At 71.4% G+C, this 4384-nt stretch carries 4 protein-coding genes; 3 read left to right on the forward strand and 1 reads right to left on the reverse strand.

Features of this window, described 5'->3' with window-relative positions; genetic code table 11:
• Nucleotides 1–302: 302 nt before the first annotated feature.
• A complete protein-coding gene (locus H5J30_RS19160) occupies nt 303–1733 on the reverse strand; it encodes a gamma-aminobutyraldehyde dehydrogenase (protein WP_181788640.1) in 1431 nt (476 codons plus the stop codon).
• Between the two features lie 254 nt (nt 1734–1987).
• Here H5J30_RS19160 and H5J30_RS19165 point away from each other — a divergent pair, with 254 nt between their 5' ends.
• The 3 genes from H5J30_RS19165 to H5J30_RS19175 form a co-directional block, all read left to right on the forward strand.
• Nucleotides 1988–2461, forward strand: coding sequence for an Lrp/AsnC family transcriptional regulator (locus H5J30_RS19165; protein ID WP_181788641.1), 474 nt, complete (start codon nt 1988–1990; stop codon nt 2459–2461).
• 5 nt (nt 2462–2466) lie between these two features.
• A complete protein-coding gene (locus tag H5J30_RS19170; protein ID WP_181788642.1) occupies nt 2467–3870 on the forward strand; it encodes an aspartate aminotransferase family protein in 1404 nt (467 codons plus the stop codon).
• Between the two features lie 177 nt (nt 3871–4047).
• Nucleotides 4048–4384, forward strand: a 337-nt coding sequence (locus H5J30_RS19175; RefSeq protein ID WP_181788643.1) for an ATP-binding cassette domain-containing protein, incomplete at its 3' end; no start/stop codon positions are given.

Consider the following 4384-nt stretch of genomic DNA (forward strand, 5'->3'; position numbering starts at 1 on the left):
CGCCTCGGCCGCGAGCGCGCTCTTGCCGACCCCGCCGGGGCCGGTCACCGTCACCAGCCGCGTATCACGTAAGAGTTCCCCGAGGCGTGCGGTGTCCGCCCGGCGCCCGATCAGCGTCATGTGGCCGTGCCCATCGTCCAGGCTGCGTCTCTGCCGTGTCTGTGATGTCTCGCGTTCGCGTCGTTGCGGAGATCAGCCTGCACCGCGGAACGGCCGCGGACATCGGTAGCCCGCGCGGATCGGTATACGTATCCGCGCGGGCCGGGCCCGCCGCCTACCTAGGTAGGGGGCGGGGGCGGCGCTCAGAGCGCCGTCATCACGTGCTTGATCCGGGTGTAGTCGTCGAAACCGTACGACGAGAGGTCCTTGCCGTAGCCGGACTTCTTGAAGCCGCCGTGCGGCATCTCGGCGACCAGCGGGATGTGGGTGTTGATCCACACGCAGCCGAAGTCCAGCGCCTTCGACAGCCTCATCGCGCGGCCGTGGTCCCTGGTCCACACGGAGGAGGCCAGCGCGTACTGCACGCCGTTGGCGTACGCGAGGGCCTGGTCCTCGTCGGTGAAGGACTGCACGGTGATGACCGGGCCGAAGACCTCGTTCTGGATGATCTCGTCGTCCTGCCTGAGCCCGGAGACGACGGTCGCGGCGTAGTAGTAGCCCTTGTCGCCGACCCGGCGGCCGCCGGCCTCGACGCGGGCGTGCGCCGGGAGCCGGTCGACGAAGCCGGCGACCCGCTCCAGCTGCGCGGCGTTGTTCAGCGGGCCGTAGAGCGCGTCCGCCTCGCCCGGGCCGGTCTTCGTGTCGGCGGCGGCTTTGGCCAGGGCCGACACGAACTCGTCGTGGACGGACTCGTGGACGAGCACGCGGGTGGCCGCGGTGCAGTCCTGGCCGGCGTTGAAGTAGCCCGCCACGGAGATGTCCTCGACGGCCTTGGGGAGGTCGGCGTCGTCGAAGACGATGACCGGCGCCTTGCCGCCCAGCTCCAGGTGCACCCGCTTGAGGTCCTTGGCCGCGCTGCCCGCGACCTCCATGCCGGCCCGGACCGAGCCGGTGATGGAGGCCATCGCGGGGGTCGGGTGCTCGACCATCAGCCGGCCGGTGTCGCGGTCGCCGCAGACGGCGTTGAAGACGCCCTTGGGCAGCACGCCGCCCATGATCTCGGCGAGCAGCACGGTGGCGGCGGGAGTGGTGTCGGAGGGCTTGAGGACCACCGTGTTGCCCGCGGCCAGCGCGGGGGCGAACTTCCAGATCGCCATCATCACGGGGTAGTTCCAGGGCGTGACCTGGGCGCAGACGCCGATGGGCTCACGCCGTACGTACGAGGTGAGGCCGTCCATGTACTCGCCGGCCGACCTGCCCTCCAGCATGCGGGCCGCACCGGCGAAGAACCGGATCTGGTCCAGCATCGCCGGCAGCTCCTCCTCGCGGGTGAGCTCCAGGGGCTTGCCGGTGTCCTTGCACTCGGTCTCCAGCAGCTCGTCCGCCCGGGCCTCCAGGGCGTCGGCGATCTTCAGCAGCGCCAGCTGCCTGGCCCCGGGCGTGGCGTCGCGCCAGCCGGGGAACGCGGCCGCCGCGGCCTGCATGGCGGCGTCGACGTCGGCGGCGCCGGACAGGGGCGCGGTCGCGTAGACCTCCTCGGTGGCCGGGTCGACGACGTCCATGGTCCGGCCATCGGCGGCGTCCCGGAACTCCCCGTTGATGTAGTTGCGCAGACGGCGCGGTTCGCTGGTCACTGCGACCCTCCAGTGGTCGGTCCGCTGATGCGCCCCACCCTAACGGCGGGAGATTTGCCCGTCACGGGGCGCCCGGACAGGAAGACTTCCGTCGCCGCCCGCGGGCTCGCCGGCGCGGCCACTCCCCGCCCTCGTACGAGATTGACAGCTCAAGCATGACGTAACAAGCGAATCCATCGCAGGTACGCCATTCATCCACGGATTCAGTTCCCGGCCCCTTGCGGCGGGCTCCGGCGCTCGGGCAGAGTGACAGCGTGTCCACACACGACAAGAAGCAGACGGGTTCGCCGCTCGACGAGGTCTCACTGAAGATCGTCGAGCAGCTCCAGCAGGACGGCCGCCGCTCGTACGCCGCGATAGGCAAGGCCGTCGGCCTGTCCGAGGCGGCCGTGCGCCAGCGGGTGCAGAAGCTGCTGGAGCAGGGCGTCATGCAGATCGTCGCCGTCACCGACCCGCTGACGGTCGGCTTCATGAGGCAGGCGATGATCGGCATCACCGTCGACGGCGACGTCGAGCCGGTCGCGGACGCGCTGGCCGGCCTCGACGAGGTCGACTACGTGGTGGTGACCGCCGGCTCCTTCGACCTGCTCGCCGAGGTCGTCTGCCACGACGACGCCCACCTGCTGGAGCTGATCACCAAGCGGATCCGGGCGCTGCCCGGCGTCCGCGCCACCGAGAGCTTCGTGTACCTGAAGCTGCGCAAGCAGACCTACTCGTGGGGAACCTGATAACCGTGAGCAAGGACAGCACCGCCGCATCCGGCACCACCCCCTCGGCCACCTCGAAGGCCGCGTACGACCACCTGTGGATGCACTTCACCCGGATGTCGTCGTACGAGAACGCCCCCGTGCCCACCATCGTCCGCGGCCAGGGCGCCTACATCTACGACGAGACGGGCAAGCGCTACCTCGACGGCCTCGCCGGCCTGTTCGTGGTGCAGGCGGGACACGGCCGCACCGAGCTGGCCGAGGCCGCCGCCAAGCAGGCCGCGGAGCTGGCGTACTTCCCGATCTGGTCCTACGCCCACCCCAAGGCCGTCGAGCTCGCCGAGCGGCTCGCGGCCGGCGCCCCCGGCGACCTGAACAAGGTGTTCTTCTCCACCGGCGGCGGCGAGGCGGTCGAGACCGCCTGGAAGCTGGCCAAGCAGTACTTCAAGCTCACCGGCCGGCCCGGCAAGTACAAGGTGATCTCCCGCGCCGTCGCCTACCACGGCACCCCGCAGGGCGCCCTGTCCATCACCGGCCTGCCGGGGCTCAAGGCCCCCTTCGAGCCGCTGGTCCCCGGCGCCCGCAAGGTCGCCAACACCAACATCTACCGCGCGGCCGGGCACGGCGGTGCCCCCGAGGAGCCGGCGGCGTTCGGCCGCTGGGCCGCCGACCAGATCGAGCAGCAGATCCTCTTCGAGGGCCCCGAGACGGTCGCCGCGGTCTTCCTGGAGCCGGTGCAGAACGCCGGCGGCTGCATCCCGCCGCCGCCCGGGTACTTCGCGCGGGTGCGGGAGATCTGCGACACGTACGACGTGCTGCTCGTCTCCGACGAGGTCATCTGCGCCTTCGGCCGGCTGGGCCACATGTTCGGCTGCGAGAAGTTCGGCTACGTGCCGGACCTCATCACCTGCGCCAAGGGCCTGACCTCCGGCTACTCCCCGCTCGCCGCCTGCCTCGTCTCCGACCGCGTCGCCGAGCCCTTCTACGCCGGCGGCCACACCTTCCCGCACGGCTACACCTTCGGCGGCCACCCGGTCTCCTGCGCGGTGGCCCTCGCCAACCTCGACATCTTGGAGCGCGAGGACCTCTACGGGCACGTACGCGCCAACGAGGAGGCGTTCCACGCCACCCTGCGCCGCCTGCTCGACCTGCCGATCGTCGGCGACGTCCGCGGCAGCGGCTACTTCTACGGCATCGAGCTGGTCAAGGACAAGGCCACCAAGGAGACCTTCACGGCCGAGGAGACCGAGCGGGTGCTCTACGGGTTCCTGTCCGGGGCGCTCTTCGAGAACGGCCTGTACTGCCGGGCCGACGACCGCGGCGACCCCGTGGTGCAGCTCGCCCCGCCGCTCGTCGCCGACCAGGCGGTCTTCGACGAGGCGGAGCAGATCCTGCGGGGCGTCCTGACGGACGCCTGGGCGCGCCTCTGATCCTGCCCGCCCCGGCGCACGCGCCCGGCGGTCCGCCCGTACGAGCGGACCCCCCGGCGCGCCGCCCGCCGCCTCACCTGCGGTTCCGCCGCCCCTTCCTAGGGTGCGAGTGACCGGATCCCTCCGTCCTCGTTCCACCACCGGGGGCGTATGCGGACCCAGGGAAAGAGGTGTGCGATGACCGCGGCAACCACTCGGACCGCCCCACCCGACAACGACGTGCTGTGGGCCCGCTCCCTGCACTACGCCCACGGCGGCACCCCGGCGCTGGCCGGAGTCTCCCTCGGCGTCGCGCAGGGCGAGATCCTCGCCGTGACCGGGCCGCGCGGCAGCGGCAAGACGACGCTGCTGAAGTGCCTGTCCGGGCAGCTGCTGCCGCAGCAGGGCGAGGTGTGGTTCAACAGCGGCCCCGTGCACACCCTGTCCACGGGCGCCCGCGAGCGGCTGCGCCGCGACCGCTTCGGCTGGATCGGCACCCGCCCCGAGCTGGTCCCCGAGCTGACGGCCTGGGAGA

Source organism: Streptomyces phytophilus (assembly GCF_013870535.1).
In the GTDB taxonomy this organism is placed as follows: domain Bacteria; phylum Actinomycetota; class Actinomycetes; order Streptomycetales; family Streptomycetaceae; genus Streptomyces; species Streptomyces phytophilus.